Annotated in this window: 28 protein-coding genes; 16 read left to right on the plus strand and 12 right to left on the minus strand. The window is 65.6% G+C overall.

Going from position 1 to position 25566, the window contains the following annotated elements; genetic code table 11:
- Nucleotide 1 precedes the first annotated feature (1 nt).
- Entirely contained in the window at nucleotides 2-1894 is a 1893-nt protein-coding gene (locus AC4ELS_RS20270) for a hypothetical protein (RefSeq protein WP_499048953.1), read from the minus strand.
- Between the two features lie 171 nt (nucleotides 1895-2065).
- Here AC4ELS_RS20270 and AC4ELS_RS20275 point away from each other — a divergent pair, with 171 nt between their 5' ends.
- The 9 genes from AC4ELS_RS20275 (at nucleotide 2066) to AC4ELS_RS20315 (ending at nucleotide 9964) form a co-directional block, all read left to right on the plus strand.
- A complete protein-coding gene (locus AC4ELS_RS20275; RefSeq protein WP_499048955.1) occupies nucleotides 2066-3481 on the plus strand; it encodes a Fis family transcriptional regulator in 1416 nt (471 codons plus the stop codon).
- Nucleotides 3482-3599: 118 nt separating this feature from the next.
- Complete coding sequence (locus tag AC4ELS_RS20280; protein ID WP_064884360.1) at nucleotides 3600-4043, plus strand: hypothetical protein; 444 nt, start codon at nucleotides 3600-3602, stop codon at nucleotides 4041-4043.
- A gap of 210 nt (nucleotides 4044-4253) precedes the next feature.
- Entirely contained in the window at nucleotides 4254-4550 is a 297-nt protein-coding gene (locus tag AC4ELS_RS20285; protein WP_174554294.1) for a hypothetical protein, read from the plus strand.
- A 69-nt stretch (nucleotides 4551-4619) separates the two neighbouring features.
- Nucleotides 4620-5405, plus strand: coding sequence for a bestrophin-like domain (locus AC4ELS_RS20290; protein WP_499048958.1), 786 nt, complete (start codon nucleotides 4620-4622; stop codon nucleotides 5403-5405).
- A gap of 143 nt (nucleotides 5406-5548) precedes the next feature.
- The gene (locus AC4ELS_RS20295) at nucleotides 5549-6160 is read left to right on the plus strand and encodes a TetR/AcrR family transcriptional regulator (RefSeq protein ID WP_064960186.1); all 612 of its coding nucleotides are present in this window, start codon (nucleotides 5549-5551) and stop codon (nucleotides 6158-6160) included.
- Nucleotides 6157-7233, plus strand: a complete 1077-nt coding sequence (locus tag AC4ELS_RS20300; RefSeq protein ID WP_064884352.1) for a DUF1214 domain-containing protein — start codon at nucleotides 6157-6159, stop codon at nucleotides 7231-7233. Before AC4ELS_RS20295 ends, AC4ELS_RS20300 begins: the two co-directional genes overlap by 4 nt.
- Nucleotides 7230-8495, plus strand: coding sequence for a sulfotransferase family protein (locus AC4ELS_RS20305; RefSeq protein WP_499048961.1), 1266 nt, complete (start codon nucleotides 7230-7232; stop codon nucleotides 8493-8495). The genes AC4ELS_RS20300 and AC4ELS_RS20305 overlap by 4 nt, the downstream gene beginning before the upstream one ends.
- The gene (locus tag AC4ELS_RS20310; protein WP_499048964.1) at nucleotides 8492-9565 is read left to right on the plus strand and encodes a zinc-binding dehydrogenase; all 1074 of its coding nucleotides are present in this window, start codon (nucleotides 8492-8494) and stop codon (nucleotides 9563-9565) included. Before AC4ELS_RS20305 ends, AC4ELS_RS20310 begins: the two co-directional genes overlap by 4 nt.
- 192 nt (nucleotides 9566-9757) lie before the next feature.
- The gene (locus tag AC4ELS_RS20315) at nucleotides 9758-9964 is read left to right on the plus strand and encodes a hypothetical protein (protein WP_499048967.1); all 207 of its coding nucleotides are present in this window, start codon (nucleotides 9758-9760) and stop codon (nucleotides 9962-9964) included.
- Between the two features lie 204 nt (nucleotides 9965-10168).
- Here the strand turns inward: AC4ELS_RS20315 and AC4ELS_RS20320 are convergent, their stop codons facing one another.
- On the minus strand, nucleotides 10169-11368 hold the full coding sequence (locus AC4ELS_RS20320; RefSeq protein ID WP_499048970.1) for a winged helix-turn-helix domain-containing protein: 1200 nt from the start codon (nucleotides 11366-11368) through the stop codon (nucleotides 10169-10171).
- Between the two features lie 130 nt (nucleotides 11369-11498).
- On the opposite strand from AC4ELS_RS20320, the gene AC4ELS_RS20325 reads away from it, so the two are divergent.
- Complete coding sequence (locus tag AC4ELS_RS20325) at nucleotides 11499-12740, plus strand: hypothetical protein (protein ID WP_499048973.1); 1242 nt, start codon at nucleotides 11499-11501, stop codon at nucleotides 12738-12740.
- Here AC4ELS_RS20325 and AC4ELS_RS20330 read toward each other — a convergent pair.
- Together AC4ELS_RS20330 and AC4ELS_RS20335 are read right to left on the minus strand one after the other, a co-directional pair.
- Nucleotides 12722-13213, minus strand: a complete 492-nt coding sequence (locus AC4ELS_RS20330) for a dihydrofolate reductase (protein WP_499048976.1) — start codon at nucleotides 13211-13213, stop codon at nucleotides 12722-12724. The genes AC4ELS_RS20325 and AC4ELS_RS20330 overlap by 19 nt on opposite strands.
- The gene (locus AC4ELS_RS20335; protein WP_064960180.1) at nucleotides 13210-14010 is read right to left on the minus strand and encodes a thymidylate synthase; all 801 of its coding nucleotides are present in this window, start codon (nucleotides 14008-14010) and stop codon (nucleotides 13210-13212) included. The genes AC4ELS_RS20330 and AC4ELS_RS20335 overlap by 4 nt, the downstream gene beginning before the upstream one ends.
- A gap of 42 nt (nucleotides 14011-14052) precedes the next feature.
- Between AC4ELS_RS20335 and AC4ELS_RS20340 the strand changes: the two genes are divergently transcribed.
- On the plus strand, nucleotides 14053-14802 hold the full coding sequence (locus tag AC4ELS_RS20340; protein ID WP_064884336.1) for a dienelactone hydrolase family protein: 750 nt from the start codon (nucleotides 14053-14055) through the stop codon (nucleotides 14800-14802).
- Between the two features lie 22 nt (nucleotides 14803-14824).
- Complete coding sequence (locus AC4ELS_RS20345) at nucleotides 14825-15742, plus strand: HpcH/HpaI aldolase/citrate lyase family protein (protein WP_064884334.1); 918 nt, start codon at nucleotides 14825-14827, stop codon at nucleotides 15740-15742.
- A 7-nt stretch (nucleotides 15743-15749) separates the two neighbouring features.
- Here the strand turns inward: AC4ELS_RS20345 and AC4ELS_RS20350 are convergent, their stop codons facing one another.
- The 5 genes from AC4ELS_RS20350 to AC4ELS_RS20370 all read right to left on the minus strand — a co-directional run bounded on the left by AC4ELS_RS20350 (nucleotide 15750) and on the right by AC4ELS_RS20370 (nucleotide 19171).
- Nucleotides 15750-16214: a hypothetical protein gene (locus AC4ELS_RS20350; RefSeq protein ID WP_064884332.1), complete on the minus strand. Its 465-nt coding sequence runs from the start codon at nucleotides 16212-16214 to the stop codon at nucleotides 15750-15752.
- A gap of 13 nt (nucleotides 16215-16227) precedes the next feature.
- Entirely contained in the window at nucleotides 16228-16683 is a 456-nt protein-coding gene (locus AC4ELS_RS20355; protein ID WP_499048979.1) for a flavodoxin family protein, read from the minus strand.
- Nucleotides 16680-17150 (minus strand): hypothetical protein, encoded by a 471-nt coding sequence (locus AC4ELS_RS20360; protein WP_064884328.1) that lies wholly within the window; start codon nucleotides 17148-17150, stop codon nucleotides 16680-16682. Before AC4ELS_RS20360 ends, AC4ELS_RS20355 begins: the two co-directional genes overlap by 4 nt.
- On the minus strand, nucleotides 17147-17884 hold the full coding sequence (gene dapB, locus AC4ELS_RS20365; protein ID WP_064884326.1) for a 4-hydroxy-tetrahydrodipicolinate reductase: 738 nt from the start codon (nucleotides 17882-17884) through the stop codon (nucleotides 17147-17149). The genes AC4ELS_RS20360 and dapB overlap by 4 nt, the downstream gene beginning before the upstream one ends.
- 135 nt (nucleotides 17885-18019) lie before the next feature.
- Nucleotides 18020-19171 (minus strand): MCE family protein, encoded by a 1152-nt coding sequence (locus tag AC4ELS_RS20370; RefSeq protein WP_499049152.1) that lies wholly within the window; start codon nucleotides 19169-19171, stop codon nucleotides 18020-18022.
- 449 nt (nucleotides 19172-19620) lie between these two features.
- Between AC4ELS_RS20370 and AC4ELS_RS20375 the strand changes: the two genes are divergently transcribed.
- The gene (locus AC4ELS_RS20375) at nucleotides 19621-20391 is read left to right on the plus strand and encodes an META domain-containing protein (RefSeq protein ID WP_064884325.1); all 771 of its coding nucleotides are present in this window, start codon (nucleotides 19621-19623) and stop codon (nucleotides 20389-20391) included.
- A 2-nt stretch (nucleotides 20392-20393) separates the two neighbouring features.
- Here the strand turns inward: AC4ELS_RS20375 and aldR are convergent, their stop codons facing one another.
- Nucleotides 20394-20906, minus strand: a complete 513-nt coding sequence (gene aldR / locus AC4ELS_RS20380) for an HTH-type transcriptional regulator AldR (protein ID WP_064960177.1) — start codon at nucleotides 20904-20906, stop codon at nucleotides 20394-20396.
- 94 nt (nucleotides 20907-21000) lie between these two features.
- On the opposite strand from aldR, the gene ald reads away from it, so the two are divergent.
- The 3 genes from ald (at nucleotide 21001) to AC4ELS_RS20395 (ending at nucleotide 23364) form a co-directional block, all read left to right on the plus strand.
- On the plus strand, nucleotides 21001-22116 hold the full coding sequence (gene ald / locus AC4ELS_RS20385) for an alanine dehydrogenase (RefSeq protein WP_448449095.1): 1116 nt from the start codon (nucleotides 21001-21003) through the stop codon (nucleotides 22114-22116).
- Between the two features lie 95 nt (nucleotides 22117-22211).
- Nucleotides 22212-22766 carry a DUF4334 domain-containing protein gene (locus tag AC4ELS_RS20390; protein ID WP_064884489.1) on the plus strand — a complete coding sequence of 185 codons (555 nt, stop codon included), beginning with the start codon at nucleotides 22212-22214 and terminating at the stop codon, nucleotides 22764-22766.
- A 127-nt stretch (nucleotides 22767-22893) separates the two neighbouring features.
- On the plus strand, nucleotides 22894-23364 hold the full coding sequence (locus AC4ELS_RS20395; protein WP_064884319.1) for an Hsp20/alpha crystallin family protein: 471 nt from the start codon (nucleotides 22894-22896) through the stop codon (nucleotides 23362-23364).
- Here the strand turns inward: AC4ELS_RS20395 and bla are convergent.
- On the minus strand, nucleotides 23356-24240 hold the full coding sequence (bla, locus tag AC4ELS_RS20400; RefSeq protein ID WP_499048983.1) for a class A beta-lactamase: 885 nt from the start codon (nucleotides 24238-24240) through the stop codon (nucleotides 23356-23358). The two genes, AC4ELS_RS20395 and bla, sit on opposite strands and share 9 nt — an antisense overlap.
- A gap of 18 nt (nucleotides 24241-24258) precedes the next feature.
- A complete protein-coding gene (locus tag AC4ELS_RS20405) occupies nucleotides 24259-25548 on the minus strand; it encodes a M16 family metallopeptidase (RefSeq protein WP_064884315.1) in 1290 nt (429 codons plus the stop codon).
- Between the last annotated feature and the right edge of the window lie 18 nt (nucleotides 25549-25566).

The raw sequence follows: 25566 nt of genomic DNA on the forward strand, positions 1-25566 counted from the left end.
GCTACCGGTCCTTTCCTGTTCCTCTGTCGATTGCCGCGGCGACGCCGGGCGTGGTGGCCTGTGCGTCGAGGGTCAAGGCGCCGGAGGCGACCCCGTCGATCAACGCTGATTTCAGCTCGACGGCCGCCTGTGCACGGCGACGCGCCTGAGCTTCGTAGGTGTCAGCTGCGCGTAATGCCGCTTCGAGACGTTCGGTTTCCTCGCGCCCGAGCACGGGCACACTCCAGGTCTTCCATTCGCTGCCGGGAGAAGCTTTTTCGTTGATGACGGTGGCCAGCACGTGCGGGCCAACCTCGGCGGCCTCGGTGAGGCGCAGGATGCGCGCCGGGGAGGCGACCATCGCCCCACCGACAGGATCGACCCAGGCTCGTGGTCGCGGTTTCTCGATGAAGATCACGTCGCCGGGTTCGGTGCGGGCCGCGTGCGGGTACTGCAATGCCGCATCAAACGGATCGAGCGCAATCGGCCCATGTACCTCCGCCGGCAACACCGCGACGGTGCCGTCAGGTGACGCGTGGGCCGGATCAATACGACGGCCCCGCTTGATGACGAGGCGCTTGTGCACGTGCAACTCGCCAAGCGAACGATGTTGCAGTCGAACATTGCCGGGTGCGGGCTCAACCAGGACGTCAAGGGGTCGCAGCGGTGTGGTCGTCGTCAGGGTCGCGCGGTGAACGTCGTCGATGTGTTTCGCGGCGACACCAGGACCGACCCGCACGGCCCGTACGCCGCGCGGCACCACCGGGCCGCCGGCGCGCATCGTCGACGCCGCCATGCTCCGTGCATAGCGGAATGCACGGTCCTCAGTCTGCGTCAACGCACCGGCGACATCCGCGGCCAAGTCGGTCAACTCGATCTCGTCAACCGCGCTGAGGTCGGCAACCCACGGCATCTCAGCATGCGCGGCACCCAGGCATACCCACACCGCCAGGGCCTGACGATGCGCTTCCCGCCACAACCCGCGGGGCAGCCGCAAGGCCGCAACCAGGTTGTCGACGCGCAACACCGCGGCTCGGCGAGTCTGCAGTGGCCCGGCCAGCTCATCGGCCAGCGCTGCGGCCGATCCGACCAGCACTGCGACGTCACCCGGTTCAAGCCCGAGCACTGCATCATCCAGGAGGTCCAGCGTTTCGGCAATATCGTGACCCACGGCGGAGACCGCTGAGACCTGCTTTCCCACAGCACTTTCTCGCATCCCGATGCCTCGAATCACCGCACGGCGCCGCAGTGCCCGATCCGAGGTGGTGATGTCCACGCCGCATACCTCGGCCACATCGAGGACAGCAGCCGAACCCTCGGCCCGCAATACGACCTGGTCCTGTTCCAGATGCACGGTGGCAGCTTCCAGAACACACTGCAGCAGTTCAATGCCGCGCGAAGTAAGCTCACGCAGGCCGAGATCGCGCCTGAGGCGCCCGGTCTCGACTCGCGTCAGCGCATCACCCGGGCCGTGCGATGCCTCCACCAGATCATCGACATACGCGAGGACGTCAGCGGAGACCGTCATCTCTCGGATCTCACGGGCAACTATGACGTCGTCAGGGTCGAATTCATCCGCAGCGCGACTCCGCCGCGCCTTTGAGGTGCCGGCCAGGTCTGCACCACTGAGTACATGCCAGCAAAGCAGCGTGACAACGTCCTCCAGCTGTGCGCCATCAGGCACGGCGACCGCCGGTGCGTCATAGCTGTGCTCGGTGTTGTTGCCCCGGCCGGTCCGGGTCAACCAGTCCACGATCTCGGTCCGGTCGAACCGCGCGAGGCCCTGCACCGTTTCGACCGGTTCGGGAAACGGCATGGACACGCCACGAACGAGAGGCCGTCTTCGCCACATACTGACCACCGGTCGGCGTACCTTGGCAAGGTCGGCCACGTCTTGCAACGTCAGCGTGCTCATCGGGCCTCCCTCCTCGGACTATCTCAAACTAAGCCTCACTGTCTACATCATCAAGTTGTTTATCTGATAAGCCCGCTTATCAGCTATTTATGTTGTCATCTTCTGCATCAGGTCGCACGCTTTTCGCATCCACTCCGCAATCCGCGGAATCCCGAATGCCAGGAGGCAGACATGAGCAAGACCACACCGCAGGCGCATTTCAACGACACCCTCGATGCTGTGGAGATCGAACGACTCACCGTGCGCGACAAGGATGTTGCGCGCGAAGCCCGGCGCTGGAGCGCCGGCGAACGCGGGCCGGTCGTCGACGACACCGAGGCGCTTACCGGCGCCGACCTCACCGAGTTCGTCACCGAAGCCATCAAGATCGGGGCACACGCACTGTCGGCCGTCGGCCAGGCTCAGGACGCCAAGGCTCTGCAGCAGATGCTCAAGGACGTCGGCGACAAGGCCGCGGACTCGACCACCAAGCTCACGGAGAGCACCGAACGCGCCACCAAGGCTGCGTCCGACGCCATGACCAAGGCGGCCAACGACGCCAAGAAGGCCCTCGTCGAGGCAGACGCCACCAGTCGCAAGGAATTCACCCAAGCCGTCGCAGCCGCAAAGAACGATGTCACCACTGAGCTGCAGAAAATCTTCGGCGGTGACCACCCGGAATTGATGGGCAAGCTGCAGCCCATCCTCGACAAGTTCGGGACATCCATCGACGCCACGCTGAAGGCCGGCACCGCCGAGTTGGTCAGCAAGGCCGCCAAACAGTTCGACCCGAGCGACCCGACTTCACCAATCGCCAAGCACACACGTGTGCTCGATGAACAGCAGCAGAAACTCACGAAACAGATCGCGGACAACCACCAGGACCTCGCGCAAAAGGTCGAGAACCTGACCGAAGCGCTGAAGATCCAGGAAGCCAAGGCGAATCTGGCGAAGGTCACTCCGATTAAGGGTGACACGTTCGAGAATCAGCTCAATTCCCTGTTCGCCGGTATCGCGGCTGGCCTCGGCGACGAGTACACCGATACCCGCACCACGGTGGGTGAGGTTCCGCGGTCCAAGAAGGGTGATGGCGTACTCACCATCAACGGCGGCGTCGCCCGCGTCGTCGTTGAGATGACCGACTCGCCCCGGGACAAGTGGACCGAGTATTTCGACGAGGCCGAACGCAACCGGCAGGCGACGGCCGCCCTCGGTGTGGTCCGCACGCCGGCGCAGAACGGCGGGCAGTCGATCCGGGTCCTGGGCCCGCGGCGGATCGTGGTCGCATTCGACCCCGCGTCCGATGATCCGGAACTCCTGCGCACCATCTTGATGCTGCTGCGTACCAGTGCACTGGCCGCATCCTCGCGGAAGGGTTCACATCAGATCGCCACGGCCGAGGAGAAGATCGCCGAAGCGGTTGCCCAGCTGGCGAAGCTCGACGAAGTTAAGAAGGCGGCAGGCTCGATTCAGAAGAACGCCACGAAGATCGAAAGCGGCTGCACCGTCATCAATTCCGGGATCCACCGGTTGCTCTCCGACGCCCTGGCCGCCCTCGCCGACGCCTCAACCGAGTCGCCGGACGGCCCGTCGGCCGTCGCCTCCTGATCGGAGTTGTCGGGGCCGTCGTCTTTACTGTCCTGTTCCCCGGACACCGGGCGGCGGATTCACAGCTTGGACCCTGTCCCGCCACCCGGCCCACCCACCTGAATTGGAAGGTCTCTCGATGCTACGCACGATCATTCGCGCAACCCTGGCCGCGACGCTCCTCGCCGCGGCGCTCGCGGGCTGTGTTTCACCGGACCGGGTCTCGGCGAATCCCAGCGGCGCACCGAAGTGGGACGCCGGGGAGTCGTCGACACCGGCCCCGGTCGCGTCGCCACCCACCGCAGCTGATTTTGTCATCGGGGTGGTCGTCACCGAGCAGAAGTGCTTCGGATCGGCGGGCTGTATCTACCGGTACACGATCAATCCGCAGCACGTGAGCTCAAAGCCATTGCCGGACAAGACCACCGTGGTCTTCCGGGTCACGGGTGGTGATCAGACGCAGATCGGCAACTTCACCATCGACGGTGACGGTATCGCCACGTTCGACCGCGAAACCACACTCGACGGCCCAGAAGGCGCTGATCTACAAGCCACCGTCACCCAGGTCCTGCCCGGGCGCTGAGGTGTCCCCGAGACCGACGAATTGGTCGCTGATCGAGGGGCAGCGACCAATTCGTCCGTCCGTGTCCCCCGATCGGCGGATGCAGCGCCGTCCCGGCCGTGGTCCGATCAGCCGACAGACGCCAGGCACGACGTGCAGGACGCTCGACACAACCGTCGGCGCCCCTGCCGCGCAACGTATCTCCCCGAGACCAAGCAAGGAAAAGTGATCATGAGAGGAACCGCCGTGTACTACGAGATGCTGGACCTGGTCCGCGAACGCGCCAACGAGAAAGACTGGGACCTGATCTTCGACAGCGGCCCCAATGCGGAGTACCGCACGATGGTGTGGGAACACCCTCTGCTCAGCGCCACCGGCGTGGTCACGGAGCTGGAAATCGGGTTCAGCCCCGACGGCCGCATCATCTTCTCCGAGAGGCGGTACGGCGGCGTCGCCCACAAACGCGTCAAGCCGAACAACGCCTTCGGGTCCACCGATGTCTGCCTCGCCGCACTGCAGATGATCTGATCGGGAACCTGCCCCCAAACCGATCGATCCGCCTTCGCGACGGGAAGTTTGCTGGCATCCTTCTCACCTATGGGCGACTTCGGGTTGTTCGGAACCTGGCTCCTGCTTGCCGTGGTTGTCGTCGGCGCCGTGGCGCTGGCGGTCGGCAGCGTGTTGCTGGCCAGCCGCGTCATCGCGCGCGACACCCGCCCTGAGCACAACTCGGTGTTGTCACCGTTCCTCACCGTCGTCGGCCTCGTCTACGGTGCATTGCTGGGGTTCACCGTTGTCGTCGGATGGCAGCAATATCTCTCCGCGCAGACCAACGTGTCCAACGAAGCCTCGACGTTGGTCACCATGTACCGCCAGACGGTGGCCATGCCGCAGCCGGAACAGACCCAGGTGCGTGAACAGCTGCGCGCATACACCGCAGCGGTACAGGGTCCTGGATGGGGCAAGGAAGAGTTCGGCGCCATCAGCAACAACGGCCGACACGCACTCACTGAGATGTATCGCATCGTCGGCACTGCCAAGTCGGACTCGACCGCCAGCCCGATCAACAGTCAGTTCCTCAGCCAACTGGCTGTCCTGACCTCGGACCGCAGTGCGCGCATCCTCAACTCCAGTCCACGGATACCCGTGCTGTTGTGGTGCGCCCTGATCTTCGGCAGCCTGGTACTGATCACGCTGGCCAGCTTCATGCGCCTCGAGAGCAGCCGCGCTCACATGATCCTGGTCAGCACCGTCACTGTGCTGCTGACCCTGCTGCTCTTCCTCGTCTTCATGCTCGACCATCCTTATGGCCCGGTGGGCGTTACCCCACAACGGTTTTCACATGCCGTGATGGTGTTCGACCTGATTGACCGCGGGACCTGACCGCTCTCCTGGCGGATCTCCGCGTCGGTTTCGACGGCAGGGCTGCTGTTCGACGACAACCACGACCCCGGTGTCGATAGCGGCGCGCATCCAGACCAATTTGCCTCTTGACCTAATTACGTGACGCATCGTAACTTAATCGTGTGTCCTCGCTCACAGGCCCGGGACGGCCACGTGATCCACAAACTCAGCGCGACATCATGCGCGCCACCCGCGACCTGCTCGCACGTGACGGCTACGACCAACTGTCAATCGAGGCCATCGCCCGCGAGGCCGGCGTCAGCCGGCCCACCATCTATCGGCGGTGGCCGTCGAAGGCCCACCTCGTCTTCGATGCCGCCTTCGGCCAGCCACCTGGTGGTGAACTGCTGTCGCTCTCAGGAGATTTCGACGCCGACCTGCGCGGCTTCACCTCGGCGGTACTCACCTTCTGGCGCGATCCCGTGGTGGAGGCCGCCGCACTCGGCATCCTGACCGAACGTCGCCGCGACCCGGAACTACACATCAAGACCCAGCAACTGCTCGATGAGCAGACCAAGGGCGCCTTCCGCTCTCTGGTCGCCTCAGGCGTGGAGCAGAGCCGGGTCCGTCCCGATGTCGACGTCGACATGGTCTACCAAGCGTTGATCGGCACCGCGTTCTACGCCGCGCACATGGAACCGGACATCGATGTCGACGACACCGCAGATCGATTGTGCTCCTTGCTGACCGAAGGAGCAGGACGTAAACAACCACGAAAGAAGGACCGACCATGACCGACAAGGCCGAATTGTCAGAGGCGTTCAACGCGCTGCTCGACGAGCTGCGCGGCATCGAGCAGAAATTGCTGACCGCCGAGCCCGCGCTGAGCGAACCCGATCTGCTCGACGGGTACCGCCTCACGTTCAGCCTGCTGCGGGTCAGCGTCGACGCCTACGTGTGGGGTGACCGGGACAAGCCCATCCTCGTCGACGTCATCAGCCCGTACCTCAAGTGGGGCGGTGACAATTCGGATGCGTTCTATCAGCTCGCACCGCTGAACCCGGCGCGCACCTATCGAGTCACCGGCAACCGCGGTGATGCGGTGTACCTGTCGATGACCGTCTACGGCGGGCCTGGTGAAGGCCGCTACAGCGACCGCATCGTCGGCACGATCAACAACCGCGACCTGGAGTTCGACGAGGACGGCAACTTCGAGTTCATCATGAGCCCCGATTCCCACCCGGGCGCCTGGCTCAAGCTGGACGCCGACACCGAATTCGCCTTGACCCGTGATTATCTGAACGATCCCACCACCGACCGCCGCCCGACGTGGCGAATCGAGGCGCTCGACCCGCCCGCCCGGCGGTCCGACAGCGCCGCAGATCTGGCCCGCCGCTTCCGGTACGCCAAGGCCTGGCTGCACGAGCAGGTTTCCTTCCTGCCCACCAGGGTTGAGCCCGCCAACCAGCTGCACCCACCGTTCCCGGTCCCCCAGAACGCCTACGGGTGGTCAGCCGCCGACGCGGCGTACGCCATGGGCGCTTACGACCTTGAACCGGATCAGGCCCTGATCATCGAGGGCACCTCGCCCGAGTGTGTGTTCTGGAACCTCTGCCTGTGGAATCCGTTCCTCCACACCTTCGACTACACGCACGAACGCGTCACGATCAACGGCGCCCATGTCACCTACGAACCGGACGGGTCGTGGCGGATCGTCATCAGCGACAAGGACCCGGGCCACCCGAACTGGGTCTCGACAGCCGGCCGGCCCAAGGGCCTGATCTGGCTGCGCTGGTTCCTGCCCGACGAGACCCCCGCACACCCGCAGTGTCGGGTGGTCGACGTGGCCGAAGTCGCGGCCCTGTGACCGCCGACCTGCAGCGTCCCGCCCCCATCCGGTTCGACGACCTGGCCAACCCTGCCTATCCTGCGGCCGCCCAACCGATCCGCGACGGACTGGCCGCCTACGGTGCGAATCTGGAGCTGGACCCCGAGGCGCTGCTGGCGGCCGCCACCGAGCGGTCCGGGCTGGATGATTTCGGTGACCCGGCGTTCCGGGAACGTCTCGACGTGCTGTGTACCGCGCTGCGTGAGGAAGCCGGCCTGTGCGACTCCGGCACGGCAATGGCCTTCGAGCAGCTGGTGGGCAGCCTGGTCAATCGGCTGCGGCTGGAGGCACTGATCGCCGACCATCCCGAGATCGAGGACATCGCGATCGAGCGGCCGATCATCATCTGCGGTTTGCCCCGCACCGGCACCACGCATCTGCACAACCTGCTCGCCGCGGATCCCGCGCTGCGCCACCTGCCGTACTGGGAGAGCCTCGAGCCGGTGCCTGCGCCCGGGGAAGAAGACACACCCGGACCCCGGGGGGACCGCTGCGCTGCCGGCCTCGAACTGATCAACTCCTCGATGCCGGAGTTCAAGCGGATGCACGACATGACCGTCGAGCACGCCCATGAGGAGATCCAGCTCCTGGCAAATGACATTTCCGGGATGCTTTGGGAAACCATGTATTACGTGCCGAGCTTCGCGGCTCACTACAAGGCACACGATCAGGCGCCGTCCTATGCGCATGTGAAGCGCAGCCTGCAGGCCATGCAGTGGTTGCGCGGCGGAACCCGCTGGGTGCTGAAATCACCCCAGCACCTCGAGCAGTTCCCGACCCTGGCCGCCACCTTCCCCGATGCCACTTTCATTGTCACGCACCGCGATCCGGTCGAGGTGACGCTGTCGATGATGACCATGATCTGCTACTCGATGCGGATGGCGGTCACGCAGCCCGACGTGGCCAAGGTGACCCGATACTGGTTGGGCCGCATCGACGATCTGCTCGCCGGCTGTATCCGGGATCGCGATGTGCTGCCCACCGGGCAGTCCATCGACGTCCGGTTCGACGACTTCATGGCCGACGAGCGGGCCACGCTCGCGGACATCTACCGGCTCGCCGACCAGCCGTTCGGCGACGATGTCCGCGCGGCCATGAGCGACTTCCTCACCGCACACCCCCGCGGGCGCTACGGGGGCGTCATCTACGACCCGTCCCATCTACAGCTCGATCCGGCCGCCCTGGCCGAGCGTTTCCGCGCCTACCGCGAGCGCTTTCTCACCCCTACGGAGGACAAATGAACCAGCCTGCACCACAGCCCATCACAGCGGAGGCCTGGGTGGCCACCGCGCTCGGCGAACCCACCGAGGTACTGGAACGCCAAACCGTCGAGGTGCGTGCACCCGGCCCCAACGAAGTCCGCGTCGCAGTCCGCGCGTTCTGCCTGAACTTCAACGACATCGACATCATCAAGGGGCGTTACACCACGCTGCCCCTGCAGCCGCCGTTCGTGCCGGGCATGGAAGCGGTCGGAGTGGTCGAGAGTGCGGGCCTGGGTGCCGAACATCTGGTCGGCCGCCGCGTGGTCGGGATCCCGGTGATGGCCTTCGGAGGGTATGCGTCGTACGCCATCGTCGACGCGGCGACAGTGCTCGATCTGCCGGAGTGGGTCAGCGACGTCGACGGCGCCGCCCTGCACTACCCGTTCCATCTGGGCTGGTTCGCACTGCGCGAACGCGGCCGGTTGCAACCCGGTGAGACGCTGCTGGTGCACGCGGCGGCCGGTGGCACCGGGTCGGGTGCGCTGGTCCTCGGAAAGGCGCTGGGCGCCAAGGTGATCGCCACCGCCGGCAGCGAGGAGAAGCTGGAGCTCTGCCGGAAGCTGGGCGCAGACCACGCCGTCAACTACCGCGACGACAACTGGGTCGAGCAGGTCATGGACCTCACCTACGGCCGCGGCGTCGACGTCGCGTTCGACGCGGTGGGCGGAAGCGTGACGACGAATACGTTCCGCTGCATGGGATTCAACGGACGTCACCTGATGGCAGGGTTCGCCGAGGACATCGCCCTCGAAGACGGCGACTACATCTCGCCGCGTCCGATCGCCTACGGCAACTTCGATGTGTGCGGGGTCTGTCTGGTCTATGTGACCGATCCCCTGGCCGTGCGCCGCACGCTCGGGTTCAACTGGCCGGCGCGCTCCGAGGGCCTCGATGCCCACGTGCAGATTCTCGAGCTGATGCGTACCGACCGGCTGCAGACTGTGGTGGGCGACAACGTGGAGTGGGATCAACTGCCGCAGGCGTTGGCGCGGATGGCCGCCCGCGAGACCACCGGCCGATTGGTGGTGAGCACGGGGGCCCACGACTGAAAGAGGCCTCCCCCAAACGCTACAACGGGGATGGCATCCGGGCGGATCCCCCGACTACTGGGCGAACGTGCAGTAGTCGGCATGTCCGCCCGGCCAACCGCGCCGGCCGGCAGCGAGATTAGTATGCTTGTCTAGGTAATCTTGTCTGATGGTGGCCGGGGGGTCCCGTTGAGTTTTGGATGGTATGTCTTCATGCACCGCCCTGACGGCGGCGTGATGCCGATCGCTGGGTTCTGGCGCAAACGCACCGCCGTGCGGTGGGCCCAGCAGCATGCGGAGCCGGACTGCCATCTTGAGGTTCAACGCTACGACTGGTGGTTGACGCGCACCGCCGCGTGGCAGCGACGTAGCGACCGCTTTTGCGGCGACGCCCCCGCACTGGCCGTCAATCAGCGATGATCGCCCTGCACTACGGATGAGTAGTAGACCGGGTACCGCTCTGGTCGCTCAGCGCCGGCGGGTACGTCGGTGGCCCAGTTACGTTGTGTAGCCGACGATGTCGACGTTCGAGCCTCGTACGTGTGGATGAGCGGTGTGGCTACGCTGCTCGTGGCGATACATCGCCGTTGTCCTTGTTACTCGACTCGAACGGCCACGTCGCACTCACCGCAACGCCATGCGCAGCGCGTCGGCGAGGTCGCCGCGCGACCCGACGGTCACGTCGTCGACCCCGAGCCATGCGGCCATCGATTGCAGCTCCCCCGCCAACGCGTCCGCGACCCGTGAACGGTCGCGGCCGTCTTCGGAGAATGCGCCCAATACCTGCAGCGCCGCATCGGTCCGTTTGAGGTCGACTCGTGCCACCAGTTCCCCGTCGAGCAGAAACGGCCATACGTAGTAACCGAATTGGCGTTTGGGCGCGGGTACGTAGATTTCGATGCGGTAGTGAAAATCGAACCACCGCTCCACCCGGGGCCGGAAGAAGATCAACGGGTCGAACGGGCACAGCAGTGCGGTCCCGCGGTCGCGCCGCGGAACCGTCTGGCCCGCACGCAGGTAGGCCGGGGTGCCGTCGACGTCGACGGCCTCGAGCTGCCCGTCGGCCACCAGCTTGGCGATCGCCGGCTTGACCTGCCGCGCACCCATCCGGAAGTAGTCGCGGATATCGGCCTCGGTGCCGACCCCCAGTGCGGTCGCCGCGCGCAAGGTCAGTTCCCGGACCGCTTCGTCGTCGTCGACGTGCCGAGCCAGCACCTCCGCCGGCAGCACCCGCTCGGTGAGGTCGTAGTGCCGGGCGAAGCCGACCCGCGTGGCCGTCGTCAGGACGCCCGAGGACCACAGCGCCTCAGCGACCCACTTGGTCTCACTGCGGTCCCACCACGGACCCTTGCGGCCGCGCGGCTCGGACTCGAGATGTGCCTCGATCTGGCCGGCGGTCGACGGCCCGAGCTCAGCGACCGCCGCCACGATGTCGTCGGCCAACTTGGGATTCTTCCGGACGATCTCGGTACCCCACCGCCCGTGCGTGTACTCCCGCATGCGCCACCGCAGCAGCGGCCAGTCCTCGACCGCCATCAGCGCAGCCTCGTGCGCCCAGTACTCGGTCAGAAGCCGGGGTGAACGCGCGCTGTGCGACCAGGCCGCCCGGTCCAGCGCATCGCGGTCGTACGGCCCCAGCCGGCTGAACACCGGCGCGTAGTGGGCCCGCACCGCCACCGACACCGAATCCAACTGCAGCACCTGAATGCGGGAGATCAACCTGCGCAGATGCGCACGGGTGACCGGCCCGCGGGGTTTGGATTCGTGAAATCCCTGGGCCGCGACGGCGATGCGGCGGGCCTGTGTGCTGGTGAGGGTGGCCACGTAGCCATCGTTCCCTACGGCACCGACAAGTAGCGGAGCGGATTGGCGCAACAGGCCCGACAAGTAGCGGAGCGGATTGGCGCAACAGCCCCGACAAGTAGCGGAGCGGATTGGAGCGATACTGGTCCGCGTGGCAGTGGACTGGGATGCGTTCGAGACCGAGTTGACCCTGGCTGCCGCGGACGCGGTCCGCGCGCTGGTCGCGACAGCCGCCTCAGAAACGCCGTATGCCGTGGCATTCAGCGAGTTCTATGCCGAGACCACCGGGGTGATCTACCTTCCGAATCTTGCGCTGGCCACCGAGGAGTCGGTCGAGGAGCCGGATTGCCGGTTCAGCCCGCCGGATTGGGAGTATCAGGACTACGAGTGGGGCGAAACCGATTCGGAGTGGAGTGATCGGCTCATCGCTGCGGTCACGGGCCTACCCCGCGCGCCGTGGGAGCAGGCGTGGGATCGGTTCGCCGAGGCGATGCTGACCATCGCGGCCGGGGTGCGGACCGCCCTCGTCGCCGACGGCACCCTGCCCGACGACGTGGTCGTGTACCTCGACGACGAGGATGCCGACCTGCTGGTCCGCTCGTTGACCGCCGACGAGCTGCGGCGTCACTTCCCCGAGTACGTCGCTTCTGCCGAAGCCGAACGTGAACTTCTGGCCCTGCCCGTCGAGCAGCGGGTGGCAGCACTCGCCGCGGCGGCCGGTCTCGTCAGCGGACCGGGCCACGAACTCGGCCGGGAACGCGCCACCGAACTCCTGCTCGACACCGGTGCTGCCGCCGTACCGGTCGCAGTAGCGGCACTCGGCCATCCCGAGACCGCCTGGACGGGCGCCAAATTCCTGGCCGACCTCAACATCGTCACGCCTGACGTGATGGACGCGCTGTGGGCGGCCCTGCCGCTGCGCGGTAACGCCCACGACTGGGTGGCTGCGGCTCTCGGCCGCCTCGGTGCCGGGCTGGAGGTGTTGGCGCGCAACGATCTTCCGGCCGGTAGCCGATCGGCGGCGGTCGCTGCGCCCTACCGTTCGTTTCGCGATCAGGGGCGCTCGCACCTGCCACTGGATTACACACTGCTGGCCGCCGGGCTTGCCGATCCGGCGGTCGCGGGGGAGGTCGCAGAGGATCTGAAACCCGGCACCGGCTATTGCACCCTGGACGGGGCCGACCTACCGGGTGTCCGTCCCGGACTCGACCATTCCGAGCCCGTGATCCGCCGCCACGCGGTCATCGTTCTCAGCGATCTGATCGGACCGATGGGTCCCGGAGACCTCGACAGCGAGGTGGTGAAGAACCTGGAGCGACGGATCGACGAGCTGGCCGTCGACGACCCCGACAGTGAGGTGCGCCGGCTGGCCGGTTACCGCGTGCGCACGTAACTGCAGAACCGGTACCGCAAACCTGAGCTGCTGGTCAACCACTCTCCGGTGGTCTTCGTCCACGAATCGTCGAGCCCCGGCGCCATCGCGTCGCCCGCTGTTGGAGGCAGGTCGATGTCGATCTCGGTCACCTCGCAGCGGACCGCGAACGGAAGGGCCTGGGCGTAGATCTGCGATCCGCCGATCACCCAGCCGCGGAACACGTCGTCGAGGCCGGTCAGTACCTCGGCACCGTCGGCCACGTATCCGGGATCGCGGGTGATCACGACGTTGCGCCGGCCCGGCAGCGGGCGGACCTTGGCCGGGAGCGACTCCCAGGTCAGCCGGCCCATCACCACTGTCTGCCCTAGGGTGAGCTGCTTGAACCGGGCCTGGTCCTCCGGCAGATTCCACGGAATGCCGTTGTCACGGCCGATGACGCCTGAGGTGGACTGCGCCCAGATCATCGCCAGCTGTCGAAGATCGTCGGTCATACAGCGACGGGCGCCTTGATCGCCGGGTGCGGGTTGTAATTCAGAATCGCAATATCCTCAAAGCTGTAGTCGAAGATCGAGTCACGTTGCGCCAGAACGAGTTCTGGGTACGGTCTGGGATCCCTGCTCAGCTGCAGGGCCACCTGGTCGACGTGGTTGTCGTAGATGTGGCAGTCGCCGCCGGTCCAGACGAACTCACCGACGCCGAGCCCGGCCTGCGCGGCCATCATGTGGGTCAGCAGTGCGTAGCTGGCAATGTTGAACGGCACGCCCAGGAAGAGGTCGGCACTGCGCTGGTACAGCTGGCAGGACAACTTGCCGTCGGCGACATAGAACTGGAAGAAGGCGTGGCACGGTGGCAGCGCCATCTGGGGGATCTCGCCGACGTTCCACGCCGAGACGATGTTGCGCCGCGAATCGGGGTCACGCTTGAGCAGATCCAGCGCGTTCGAGATCTGGTCGATGTGCTCGCCCGACGGTGTCGGCCACGACCGCCACTGCACGCCGTACACCGGGCCCAGATCGCCTGTCTCACTGGCCCATTCATCCCAGATCGTCACACCGTGGTCCTGCAGCCACCGCACGTTCGAATCGCCGCGCAGAAACCACAGCAATTCGTAGATCACCGATTTGGTGTGCACCTTCTTGGTGGTGAGCAACGGAAAGCCGGCGGCCAGGTCATAGCGCATCTGGTGTCCGAACAGACTGCGGGTGCCGGTACCGGTGCGATCGGATTTCGCCACCCCCTGCTCGGTCACCTTTCGCAGCAGGTCTTCGTAGGGGGTCGGGATCGGCACGCCACTCAGCTTACGTGTCGGCACGGAGAGTAGAACGGAGCCATGCCGACCACCACAGACACGATCACCACAGCTGATGGCACCTGCCGCGTCACCGTCGCCACACCGGAGGGAGAAGGTCCCTGGCCTGGCGTCGTGCTGTTCCCCGACGCCGGCGGCCTACGCCCCACCATGGAAGAGATGGCGGCCAAGCTGGCCGGATTCGGTTACGTCGTGCTGGTACCCGACGTCTACTACCGCAACCCGGGCTGGGGACCCTTCGACCTCAACACCGTGTTCACCGACCAGGAGCAGCGCAGGCAGCTCTTCGAACTGATGGGCACTCTCACCCCCGAGATACTGGCCGCCGATGCCGAGGCATTCTTCGACTACCTGGCGGCTCGACCCGACGTCACCGGCGAGAAGTTCGGCACCACCGGCTACTGCATGGGCGGCCGTGCCTCGTTGATCGTCGCCACCCGGGTGCCGGAGCGAGTCGCGGCTGCGCTGTCCTTCCACGGCGGCCGACTGGCCGTCGAAGACGACCCGGACAGCCCCCACCTGCTGGCCGACAAGATCCAGGCCACCGTTTATGTGGCCGCGGCCGAGAACGACGCGTCGTTCACCGAGGACGACGGCAAAAGGTTGGAGGATGCGCTGTCGGGCGCAGCCGTCGACCACACCATCGAGTTCTATCCCGCAGCCCACGGCTTCGCGGTGCCGGATCACACCGCGGTGTACGACGAGGCAGCCGCACAGCGGCACTGGGAGAACACCGAGCGGGTGTTCGGGGCCGCGTTAACCCCGGCATAGGCGGTAGGCGACGATTGACGGCGTGTATGACCAGCCCTTCTCCGACGAGTCCCATTCCACCGAGCCCGGATTCCGGATCGATCCGGTACTGGCCCGGAGCTGGTTGCTGGTAAACGGCGCACAGTACGAGCGGTTCGCCCCGGCGGCCCGCTCGCACGCCGACATCGTCGTCCTCGACATCGAGGACGCGGTGGCCCCCAAGGACAAGGTGGCCGCGCGCGAGAAGGTGACCCGCTGGCTGGCCGACGACAACAGCGACTGGGTCCGGATCAACGGCTTCGGCACCCCGTGGTGGGCTGACGATCTGGAGATGCTGGCCGGAACCTCGGTCGGCGGTGTGATGCTGGCCATGGTCGAGTCGGTGGACCATGTGACCGAGACTGCCCGACGCCTGCCGGACGTGCCCATCGTCGCGCTGGTGGAGACCGCCCGGGGCCTGGAGCGGATCACCGAGATCGCCTCGGCCAAGGGCGCGTTCCGGCTCGCCTTCGGCATCGGCGATTTTCGGCGCGACACCGGCTTCGGTGACAACCCGGCAACGCTGGCGTATGCGCGCTCACGCTTCACCATCGCCGCCAAGGCCGCCGGTCTTCCTGGCGCCATCGACGGCCCCACCGTGGGGTCCAGCGCGCTGCGGCTGTCGGAGGCGACAGCGGTCTCGGCCGAGTTCGGGATGACCGGCAAGATATGCCTGACGCCGGATCAGTGCGCCACGGTCAACGAGGGTCTGGCCCCATCTCAGGACGAGATCAGTTGGGCGAAGGAATTTTTCGCCGAATTCCAGCGCGACGGCGGTGAGATCCGCAACGGGTCAGACCTGCCCCGGATCGCCCGGGCCAACAAGATCCTGGATCTGGCCCGGGCGTACGGCATCCACGAACCCGAGTACAGCGACGACCCGGACCACGTGCCGGCGCCGTCCGACACGTACCACTACTGAGGTTCGCTCAGGCCCGTGCTTTGTCGTCGTTGCGGTGCATGAAGTTGTTGATCGCGCGGACGATTCCGCGGCCTGCGTAAATGCCCGCGGCGACGGACACGATGATCATCGCGATGAACATCACCAGCCAGTTGGAGCGGCTGTGACTGACGTTCCACCAGATGAACGTGAACAGCAGCGCGCAGATGAAAACGACGATGTCCCGCCAGTTTCCACGGTAGGACATCGCGGCCTCACGGATTTCGCGGCTGCGGTCACTCGCATCGATCAAGCCGTCGATACGTTCGTCGATACTGGCCTTGAGCCGCGCTTTCCGTTCGACGTCTTCGGCGGGCAACCGGTCCAACAGATCGAGGTCCTTGGTGATCATGCCGCGGATGTCCGGCGGTTTGAGGTTGCCTGCGATCACCCCGAGCATCGCGCCACCGGCGATGGGCGCGGCTCCGAGTGCAAGTTCAGCGATCCCCGGCATAGCTGTCCTCTCGTCAGTCCATCAGCGTGGCAGCCAACGTGCCGCCCAACTCGTAGGCGCGCTCACGGACGGCTCCGTCCACCACTCCCGTAACTTCAAGCACGTCAGCCGCTTTGACCAACGCCAGCCCGGTCACAATCTTGTCGACCGCACCCGCAGCACCGACCGTGTCGTTGTTGCCATGTACCCACAGCCCGTACGGGCGCCCGGCCACGTGATCGAGGCTCGGGTAGTACACGGTATCGAAGAAGTGCTTCAATGCGCCGCTCATGTAGCCGAAATTGGCTGTGGTGCCGAACAAGTAACCGTCGGCGGCCAACATGTCACTGACGGTCGCAGCTAACGCCGGCTTGGACTGCACCTCAACCCCGGAGACGTCCGGATCGTGCGCGCCGGCGAGTACCGCCTCGAGAAGCTCTCGCGTTGCCGGAGACGGCGTGTGCTGCACCACCAGCAGCGTCTTGGTCATGACGACTGTTGTTCCTGCATCCGCACCGCCGTGCGCATGGTCTCGCGCGCGCGGCCCCGGTCACCGGCGAAGTCATAGGCGCGGGCCAACCGGTACCAGCGAACCCAATTGTCCGGGTCGGCCTCCAGTTCGGCCTTCACCGTCCCGAACAGTTCGTCGGCCGCGTCGCGTTCGATACGGCCCGATGGCCGGGTCGGCAGCTCGCTGACGTCGAGTTCCATGTCCTGTTCACGGGCGAGCCGAGCCAATCGTTGATGCGCCAGACCGGCCCGCAGCGTGGTCACCAACACCCAGATACCGATCAGCGGAAACACCAGCAGTGCCACGCCCAGCCCGATCGCGGCCGGCTCACCCGAGGTGATGAAGATGAGCGCGGTGCGTCCCAGCATCAGGAAGTAGACGATCAGCGCCAGGCACATGAAGCCGATCACCAGTTGGATGCGCAGCGACCGCGCGCCGTCGCTCACGACAGGTCGAGCAGCGGCTCAATGCCGATGGTCAGGCCGGGCCGCTCGCCGACCTTCCGCACGGCCAGCAGCACGCCCGGCACGAACGAGGACCGGTCCAGGCTGTCGTGCCGGATCGTCAGCGTCTCCCCCTGCGTTCCGAACAGCACCTCCTGGTGGGCGACCAGGCCGGCCAGCCGCACCGAATGCACCGGCACCCCGTCCACATCGGCGCCGCGGGCCCCCTCCAGACCGGTGCTGGTGGCGTCCGGGTTGGGCGGCATGCCTTTTCGCGCCTCGGCGATGAGCTTCGCAGTACGTGCGGCGGTGCCGGACGGAGCGTCGGCCTTGTGCGGGTGGTGCAGTTCGATGATCTCGACCGATTCGAAATAGCGTGCCGCCTGCTGGGCGAAGTGCATCGACAGCACGGCGCCGATGGCGAAGTTCGGCGCGATGAGCACCGCGGACTCGGGCTTCTCCTTGAGCCAGGCCTCCACCTGTTCGATGCGCTCCCAGGTGAATCCGGTGGTTCCGACGACCGCGTGAATACCGTTGTCGATGAGGAATTTCAGGTTGTCCATCACCACATCGGGATGGGTGAAGTCAATGACCACGTCGGTCTTGGTGTCGGTGAGCAAGCTCAGCGAGTCACCGACGTCGACCCCGGTCGAAAATGTCAGATCCGCCGCCGATTCGACCGCGTGCACCATGGTCGCGCCGACTTTGCCCTTAGCCCCGAGAACACCAACTCGCATGGTTGGGAGCCTACTGCCCGTGCTTGCCGGCGGTATTGGGGCCGCTCCGAGAAAACTTTGTCCTGTCGCCCTGATGCTCGAACGATGGACGTTGAACGCCGGCTTGCGATCGCTGCCGTCCACTCGTCCCGACACCTACGGATTGATGGTGTCCGCGCCGATCTGGCGGCCCCACACGTACTCGGACACCAGCGGTTGTCCCAGCTCGAGGTGGTTGTACGGGGCGATCGATGCACCGGTATCCATCACCAGATACGGAGCCGGCCACAGGTCCTTGGTGACCGGCTGCCAGCAGCCGGGCCGGCCCTCGGGCCCACCCTTGGCGTTGACCCGCGGCAGGTTGTCGGGATAGACGTACGGGTTGCCCGCCCCGATCAGGAAGTCGTGCAGTTCAAGCGCGTAACCGTTGCGGGTCTGGGCGGCAAACTTCGGCGCGGCCTCGGCATAGTTGCGGACAGAACACGCCAACGCCGGGCTGTTGCGGTCGAGCATCTCGCTGACCGGCAGCAGGTCCTGGGCGCCGCGGACCAGATACGGCCCACCCCGCTCCAAAATGTCACCGCCGGTGTTTCCGAAACCGACCGCGGCCACCAGCGCCTGATCTAGGTTGCCGCGCTGCTCGTCGAGTGTGCGAGCCGTCGTCACAGCATCGGTCAAACCATCGAACAAATCCGGGCCCGCGTTCGCATACACCTCACCCAAATCAGCCAGACCCGCGATGTCACGACGAATCTGAGGCATCCGCGGATTCAGATCACCCAAGATGTCGTTGCCGTCGACAATCGACTGACCGAACTTCTCCCCCAGACCGTCCAACGCCTGAGCCGTCGCCGTCAGCGTCTGATTCAACTTGATCGGGTCGATCTGTTCGGAGATCGCGGTGATCGTCTCGAACAACGTGTTGAACTCCGTGGTCACACCCTGGGCCCGGATCGGCGTCGCCGGCGACAACCGCGTCGGCGACGGGTCCGGCGGCGACAAGAACGAGATGTACTTGTTGCCGAACACCGTCGTCGCCCGCAGTTCAGCGGTCACATTCTCCGGAATCAGCTTCAAATACTGAGGCTTGACATCCAAGGTCAGCTTGGCCTCGGGATTGTTGTCGACAGTGACGACATCGATGGAAGCCAACCGACCGATCGGCACACCGTTGAAGGTGACCTTGGACCCCGGATCCATCGCCAGACCAGCCCGACCCGACAACACGGTCAGCTGCGTTTTGTTCTCGAAGGTTCCGCGGAACTGCATCCAGGTCAACGTCAGCACCGCGACCAGCAGGATGATCATTCCCGCGCTCGCCGTCTTGTACGGCGGGTCGTATCGCCAGTGCTTGAACCGTCGTTGGGCTCGGACCCGCGACGTCACGGCGGATGGGGCCACGCGCAAACCTCCAACTTGTTGACGCGGCCAACCAGTTGGTCAGCAGAGTGAGCGAGCAGAACTCTCGCAAACGATCAGAGACGTCTGCAACTGCAACGGGCCGAGTGCGGCAAACATTAAATTGCGACCGCGAGACGATGTGCGTCACATCCCGTCGGCAGAAGTAACCGACGTAACGTTCCGAGGGCGCATCCGCAGCCGCCCCGGCGTGCCGTTGGCAGGCGTGCGAGGCACAGCGGCAGACCCCGCAGTATCCGGCTGAAAGGGATCCGATCGAGGGACGACGAAACCGGCTGTCCGGCAACCTGATTGCGAGTACCCGCAGCGCACGTGCATCTGCCAACTACGGTGGAACCATGCGTCCTGTCCAGGTGGTGCCGTTCGTCGTTGCCGTTCTTGCATTCATGGGATGCTCGGAGAACGCGGCCGCCGACGCCGCAGACCTCAACGGTCGCACCTTCATCTCGGAGCAGGTGGAGGGTGAGCAGATCCCCGGCGGCGGACCGCTGACGGTCGGTTTCGATGGGAAGCAGATCAGCACCTTCGCCGGCTGTAACCATGGTTCCGGCTCCGCCGATCTTGCCGATGGCCGGATCACGACCCAACTTGCGATGACCATGATGGCCTGCCCACCACCGGTCGGCGATTCGGATGCCTGGGTATCAAAGTTGTTCGGCGCCAAGCCAACCTGGTCGTTGTCGGGCGACACCCTCACCTTGCGCACCGACGCTGCGACCGTCACGCTGCGGGACAAAAAAGTGGCCGACCCCGATCACCCGCTCACCGGCACCACCTGGCAGGTCACCAGCCTGGTGTCCGCGCAGGCGGTCAGCACCTCGGTTGCACTCGAGCAGGCCAAACCCACGCTGACCATCGGCGACGACGGCGCTGTCAGCGGTTCGACGGGCTGCAATCGAATCACCGGCCGCGCCACCGTTTCCGGGTCGCCGGCAGTGATCGAGTTCGGCCCGCTGGCCACCACCAAGATGGCCTGCGCACCGGAGATCAACGAGATCGAGCAAGCCGTGTTGCGGGTCCTCAACGGCACAGTCCAGACATCCATCGACGCCGACGAACTGAGGCTCTCCGACACCGACGGCAACGGACTGGTGCTGCGCGCGCAGTGACGTCAGAGCGGTGACGCCCCACGCAGATGCTCGAAGATCAGCGAGGTCTGCGTCCCGGCGACATCGGCGTCGGCGTTGAGGTTCTCCACCACGAATGCCCGCAGGTCATCGGTGTCACGCGCGGCCACGTGCAGGATGAAATCGTCTCCCCCGGCCAGGAAGTACACGTCCATCACCTGCGGCCGGGTGCGGATGTGGGCAATGAAATTGCGGATCTTGCCCCGCGCGTTCGATTGCAGACTCACCGAGATCATTGCCTGCAGACTGAGTCCCACGGCAGCCGGATCGATATCGGTGTAGAAGCCGCGGATCACTCCGATCTCCTGGAGCCTGCGCACCCGACCGTGGCAGGTCGAGGCGGCGATACCGACCGTCTCCGCCAGTGCGCTGTTGGACATGCGGGCGTCGGCGTGCAGCGCCAACAGGATGCGCCGGTCCACGTCGTCGAGATCAGGCCGAACATCCTTCGGCGAACGGGCCACACGCCCGGGCAAGTTTGATGATTCTTCCGCCACTCGACGAGCTTAACGAATCTTCGTCGGAGATATTGCTCACTTATCGAAGGTTCTTCACACTTATTTTCAGCACCCCAACTTTGAAGGAGCGAGCATGCTCGTCGGCATCCCGACCGAGATCAAGAACAACGAGTACCGCGTGGCCATCACCCCGGCGGGCGTGGCGGAACTGACCCGACGCGGCCACGACGTGATCATCCAGGCCGGCGCCGGCGAGGGTTCGGCCATCACCGACAACGACTTCAAGGCCGCAGGCGCGGAGATCGTCACCACTGCCGATCAGGTCTGGGCCGATGCCGAGCTGCTCCTCAAGGTCAAGGAGCCCATCGCGGCGGAGTACTCGCGCATGCGCAAGGGCCAGACGCTGTTCACCTATCTACATCTGGCGGCGTCCAAGGAATGCACCGACGCGCTGCTCGCCTCGAACACCACCTCGATCGCCTACGAGACGGTGCAGACCGCTGATGGTGCGCTGCCGCTGTTGGCGCCGATGAGCGAGGTCGCCGGCCGGCTGTCCGCGCAGGTCGGCTCGTACCACCTGATGCGCACGCAGGGTGGCCGCGGCGTTCTGATGGGTGGCGTTCCCGGTGTCGCACCGGCCGAGGTCGTCGTCATCGGCGGTGGCGTGGCCGGCTACAACGCGGCCCGCATCGCCAAGGGCATGGGCGCCCACGTCACCGTGTTCGACCTGAACATCAACACGCTGCGCAAGATCGACAACGAGACCAACGCCGGCATCGAAACGCGTTACTCGTCCAGCCTGGAGCTCGAAGAGGCCGTCAAGAAGGCAGATCTGGTGATCGGCGCGGTGTTGATCCCGGGCGCCAAGGCACCCAAGTTGGTCACCAATTCGACCGTGGCCCACATGAAGCCGGGCGCGGTGCTGGTCGACATCGCCATCGACCAGGGCGGCTGCTTCGAGGACTCCCGCCCCACCACCCATGACGACCCGACGTTCGCCGTGCACGACACGGTGTTCTACTGCGTGGCCAACATGCCCGGCTCCGTGCCGCGCACGTCAACCTTCGCACTGACCAACGCCACCATGCCGTACGTCCTCAAGTTGGCCGACAAGGGCTGGAAGGCCGCCTGCGCGGCCGACCAAGCGCTGGCCAAGGGTCTATCGACGCACGAAGGTGCGCTGCTGTCCGAGCAGGTCGCCGCCGACCTCGACATGCCGTTCACCGATCCGGGCACAGTCCTGGCGTAGGCAAACCTCTCACGATCGCCCGGCCGAATCCCTTCGGCCGGGCGGTTGCACCCCGGCAGGGTCAAACTTGACACGTGTCAAGTATGGTTGTGTCCATGTTGCTGCAGCAGTTGTTACCCACCGTGCCGACGACCACCGCCGAGGCGCTGGCAATCTTCGACGCGGCCGAGGCTGTGGAGCCGGAGTTCATGCTCGGCACCTGGCACGGCGCCGAACTACCCACCGGACATCCGATGGATGGTCTGCTGGCGGCCAGCGGTTGGTGGGGCAAGCAGTTCGTCGATGCCGAGACCGTGCACCCCCTGTTGTTCCCCACCGGCGACGGCACCTCGCTGTGGGCGCTCAACCCGCTGCTGGCATTCGGCGGCCTCGGGGTGTCGACCAAAATCCCTCTGCTTCGGAACCGGTCGATGACAGGGCCGATCGCGGCGTTGCGGCCCCTGCTGCAGACCCGCGCGCCCAAGGCCAGGTTGCGCACCACCCGGTACCGCGGCGTGGACACCGCGACGATGGTCTACGACCAGCTACCCATCAACGACGTGTTCCGGCGGCTGTCCGACGACACCGTGATCGGGGCGATGGACCTGCGGAACTCCCGCAAGCCGTATTTCTTCGTCCTACAGCGCGACGACTCGATGCGGGTGACCTAGCAGCCACGCGTACGCGCGCTGTTAACCACACATTCGGCCAGTGGCTCCACGTCGGTGCTTGGATCGAAAGGGCAAGCGTTACAAGGTCTTTTCCTCCGATCGACGTTCCAGGACTGAGGAGTCACCCATGGTCAACCTGCCCGTCGCGCACCAGCCCCGCCCGCTGCTGCCCGAGCTCTCGGAGTTCTTCGCCGGCATCACCCCGTTCCCCCGCCTGCGTCCGATCTTCGAGCGCAACCTCATGCGCATCGAGGACGAGGTCACCGAGGACCACTACGAACTGCGGGCGGAGATCCCCGGTATCGATCCGGCCAACGACGTTCAGATCACTGTCGCCGACGGCCAGCTGACCGTGAAGGCCGAGCGTTCAGAGCGTGCCGACACCACCGCGCGGTCGGAGTTCTCCTACGGCTCGTTCCTGCGCACCGTGACCCTGCCCGCCGAGGCCGATGAGGACAACATCACCGCCGGCTACGAGCGCGGCATCCTGACCGTGCGTGTGCCGTTGTCGCAGAACCCCGCCGGCGCCCGCCAGATCGCAATCCAGGACACCGAGAACGGCTCGACCGCAATCGAATCCGCCGAACACTCAGAGTAGCGCCGGCAGAATCAGCGCGGTCAACTCACCGATGAGCGGACGCAGGTTGTCGGCCTTCGGGTCGTCGGCCTGCGACCGCGTCATCACCGCCAACAACAACCGTTGCCCGTTCGGCCCATAGACGATCCCCACGTCGTTGGTGCTGCCGTAGTCCCCGCTGCCGGTCTTGTCGGCGGTGGTCCAGCCCTCCGGCAGTCCGGCACGCACGCTCGAGGTCTGGTTGGCCCGCATCCAGTCCTGCAGCTGGCGCCGCTGCGGCGGGCCCAACGCGTCACCGACCAGGATCTCGCGGTATCCGATCGCCAGCGCCGCCGGAGTGGACGTATCTCTCGGGTCCCCGGGAATCGCCGAGTTCAGCTCGACCTCCCAGCGGTCCAGCCGGGTGCGCTCATCTCCGATGCTACGAGCGAACGCGGTGATGCCGGCAGGCCCGTCAATCGTTTTCAGCAGCAGGTTGCCCGCAGTGTTGTCGCTCCGCTGCAGTGCCGCCTGACACAGCTCCGCCAGCGTCATCTCGGAACCGGCATGGGTCTCGGTGACCGGAGAGTTCGGCACGAGCGCCTCCGGGTCGACGAACACCCGGTTGTCCAGTGAGATCTGCCCACGCCCGACCATCTGCAGCACGCGCGCCGCGGCATACCCCTTGAACGTCGAACACATCGCGAACATCTCGTCGGGCCGGTGCGTGAGTGTCCGTCCGGAATCCAGATTGGTCGCGGACAAGCCGATCAGGGCGTTGTCACGACGTTCCAGTTCGGCGATCTGGTCATCTACCGGAGTCGCGAACGCCGGTGCGGCGTTACCCACACCGGCTCCGACGGCAGCCGCCGCCACGAGCGAACCGATCAGAACATTGCGCCGCGAGAGTCCCGTCATCGGACCCAGCCTAGCGGGTCAGCCGACGATAGTTTGAAGCTGTTGCGGCAGAGTCTTTTTCGATCGATGCGGGCCGAGTACGGCCGCACCGTAGTCGCGGGACAGCAACTGATGTGCCACCGCATTGACCTCTTCGAGGGTGACGGCCTCGATCTGGGCCAGCGTGTGATCGATGGTCCGGTGTTCGCCGTAATTGAGCTCACTGCGGCCGATCCGGTGCATGCGCGATCCGGAGTCCTCCAGACCCAGCACCAGCCCACCACGCAACGAGCCCTTGGCGATCCGGCACTCGTCGGCGGTGATCCCGTCTCTGGCAACGCCTTCCAGCACCTCGGTGGTCACCCGGACGACTTCGTCGAACCGCTCGGGCTGACAGCCGGCGTACACCGAGAGCGCACCGCTGTCGGCAAAGGTGTCGACCGTCGAATACACCGAGTAGGCCAGGCCGCGGGATTCCCGGATCTGCTGGAACAGACGGGAACTCAGGCCGCCACCGAGGGCGGTGTTGAGCACCGACAGCGCCCACCGGTGTTCCCAGTGCCGGCCGGGCGTGCGAACGCCCAGCGACACGTGGGTCTGCTCTCCGTCGCGGTCGACCACGAGCAGCGACGGCTTGCCGACGACACGTCCCGCCCCTTTGCGCGGTGCCACCGCGGTGCGTCCGGGTTCCAGTCGCGGACCGAAATGCTGCCGCACGAGCGAAACGACCACGTCGTGGTCGATGTTGCCCGCCACCGCCACGATCATCCGTTCGGGCGTGTAACGGCGCACGTGGAAGGAGTGCAACTGCGCGCGCGTCATCGTCTCGATGGACTCGACGCTGCCGATCACCGGCCGTCCGACCGGGTGATCGCCGAACATCGCTGTCAGGAACACGTCACCGAGACTGTCCTCGGGATCGTCGTCGCGCATGGCGATCTCTTCGAGGACGACGTCGCGCTCCACCTCGACATCCTCGGTGGCACAACGGCCCCGCAACACGACGTCGGCCACCAGGTCGACGGCGAGTTCCAGGTCGGAGTCGAGCACATGTGCGTAGTAGCAGGTGTGCTCGCGCGTCGTGAACGCGTTCAGCTCACCACCGACGGCATCGACAGCCTGTGCAATATCGACTGCGCTGCGCGTCGGGGTGGCCTTGAACAGCAGGTGTTCCAGGAAGTGGGCGGCACCCGCGACGCTTCGTCCTTCGTCGCGGGAACCGACACCTACCCAGACCCCGACGGATGCCGAACGCACCGACGGGATGTACTCAGTGACCACCCGGAGTCCGCCGGGCAGATCTGTCCGACGGACATCAGTGGTATTCAGTGCAAACGCCTTGTATCG

It is taken from the genome of Mycobacterium shunyiense (genome assembly GCF_058270035.1).

Coding starts and splice junctions, on each gene's coding strand:
- AC4ELS_RS20270 (WP_499048953.1), bottom strand. CDS start 1,894: ATGAGCACGCTGACGTTGCAAGACGTGGCCGACCTTGCCAAGGTACGC.
- AC4ELS_RS20275 (WP_499048955.1), top strand. CDS start 2,066: ATGAGCAAGACCACACCGCAGGCGCATTTCAACGACACCCTCGATGCT.
- AC4ELS_RS20280 (WP_064884360.1), top strand. CDS start 3,600: ATGCTACGCACGATCATTCGCGCAACCCTGGCCGCGACGCTCCTCGCC.
- AC4ELS_RS20285 (WP_174554294.1), top strand. CDS start 4,254: ATGAGAGGAACCGCCGTGTACTACGAGATGCTGGACCTGGTCCGCGAA.
- AC4ELS_RS20290 (WP_499048958.1), top strand. CDS start 4,620: ATGGGCGACTTCGGGTTGTTCGGAACCTGGCTCCTGCTTGCCGTGGTT.
- AC4ELS_RS20300 (WP_064884352.1), top strand. CDS start 6,157: ATGACCGACAAGGCCGAATTGTCAGAGGCGTTCAACGCGCTGCTCGAC.
- AC4ELS_RS20310 (WP_499048964.1), top strand. CDS start 8,492: ATGAACCAGCCTGCACCACAGCCCATCACAGCGGAGGCCTGGGTGGCC.
- AC4ELS_RS20315 (WP_499048967.1), top strand. CDS start 9,758: ATGCACCGCCCTGACGGCGGCGTGATGCCGATCGCTGGGTTCTGGCGC.
- AC4ELS_RS20330 (WP_499048976.1), bottom strand. CDS start 13,213: ATGACCGACGATCTTCGACAGCTGGCGATGATCTGGGCGCAGTCCACC.
- AC4ELS_RS20340 (WP_064884336.1), top strand. CDS start 14,053: ATGCCGACCACCACAGACACGATCACCACAGCTGATGGCACCTGCCGC.
- AC4ELS_RS20350 (WP_064884332.1), bottom strand. CDS start 16,214: ATGCCGGGGATCGCTGAACTTGCACTCGGAGCCGCGCCCATCGCCGGT.
- AC4ELS_RS20355 (WP_499048979.1), bottom strand. CDS start 16,683: ATGACCAAGACGCTGCTGGTGGTGCAGCACACGCCGTCTCCGGCAACG.
- dapB (WP_064884326.1), bottom strand. CDS start 17,884: ATGCGAGTTGGTGTTCTCGGGGCTAAGGGCAAAGTCGGCGCGACCATG.
- AC4ELS_RS20370 (WP_499049152.1), bottom strand. CDS start 19,171: ATGATCATCCTGCTGGTCGCGGTGCTGACGTTGACCTGGATGCAGTTC.
- AC4ELS_RS20375 (WP_064884325.1), top strand. CDS start 19,621: ATGCGTCCTGTCCAGGTGGTGCCGTTCGTCGTTGCCGTTCTTGCATTC.
- ald (WP_448449095.1), top strand. CDS start 21,001: ATGCTCGTCGGCATCCCGACCGAGATCAAGAACAACGAGTACCGCGTG.
- AC4ELS_RS20390 (WP_064884489.1), top strand. CDS start 22,212: ATGTTGCTGCAGCAGTTGTTACCCACCGTGCCGACGACCACCGCCGAG.
- AC4ELS_RS20395 (WP_064884319.1), top strand. CDS start 22,894: ATGGTCAACCTGCCCGTCGCGCACCAGCCCCGCCCGCTGCTGCCCGAG.
- bla (WP_499048983.1), bottom strand. CDS start 24,240: ATGACGGGACTCTCGCGGCGCAATGTTCTGATCGGTTCGCTCGTGGCG.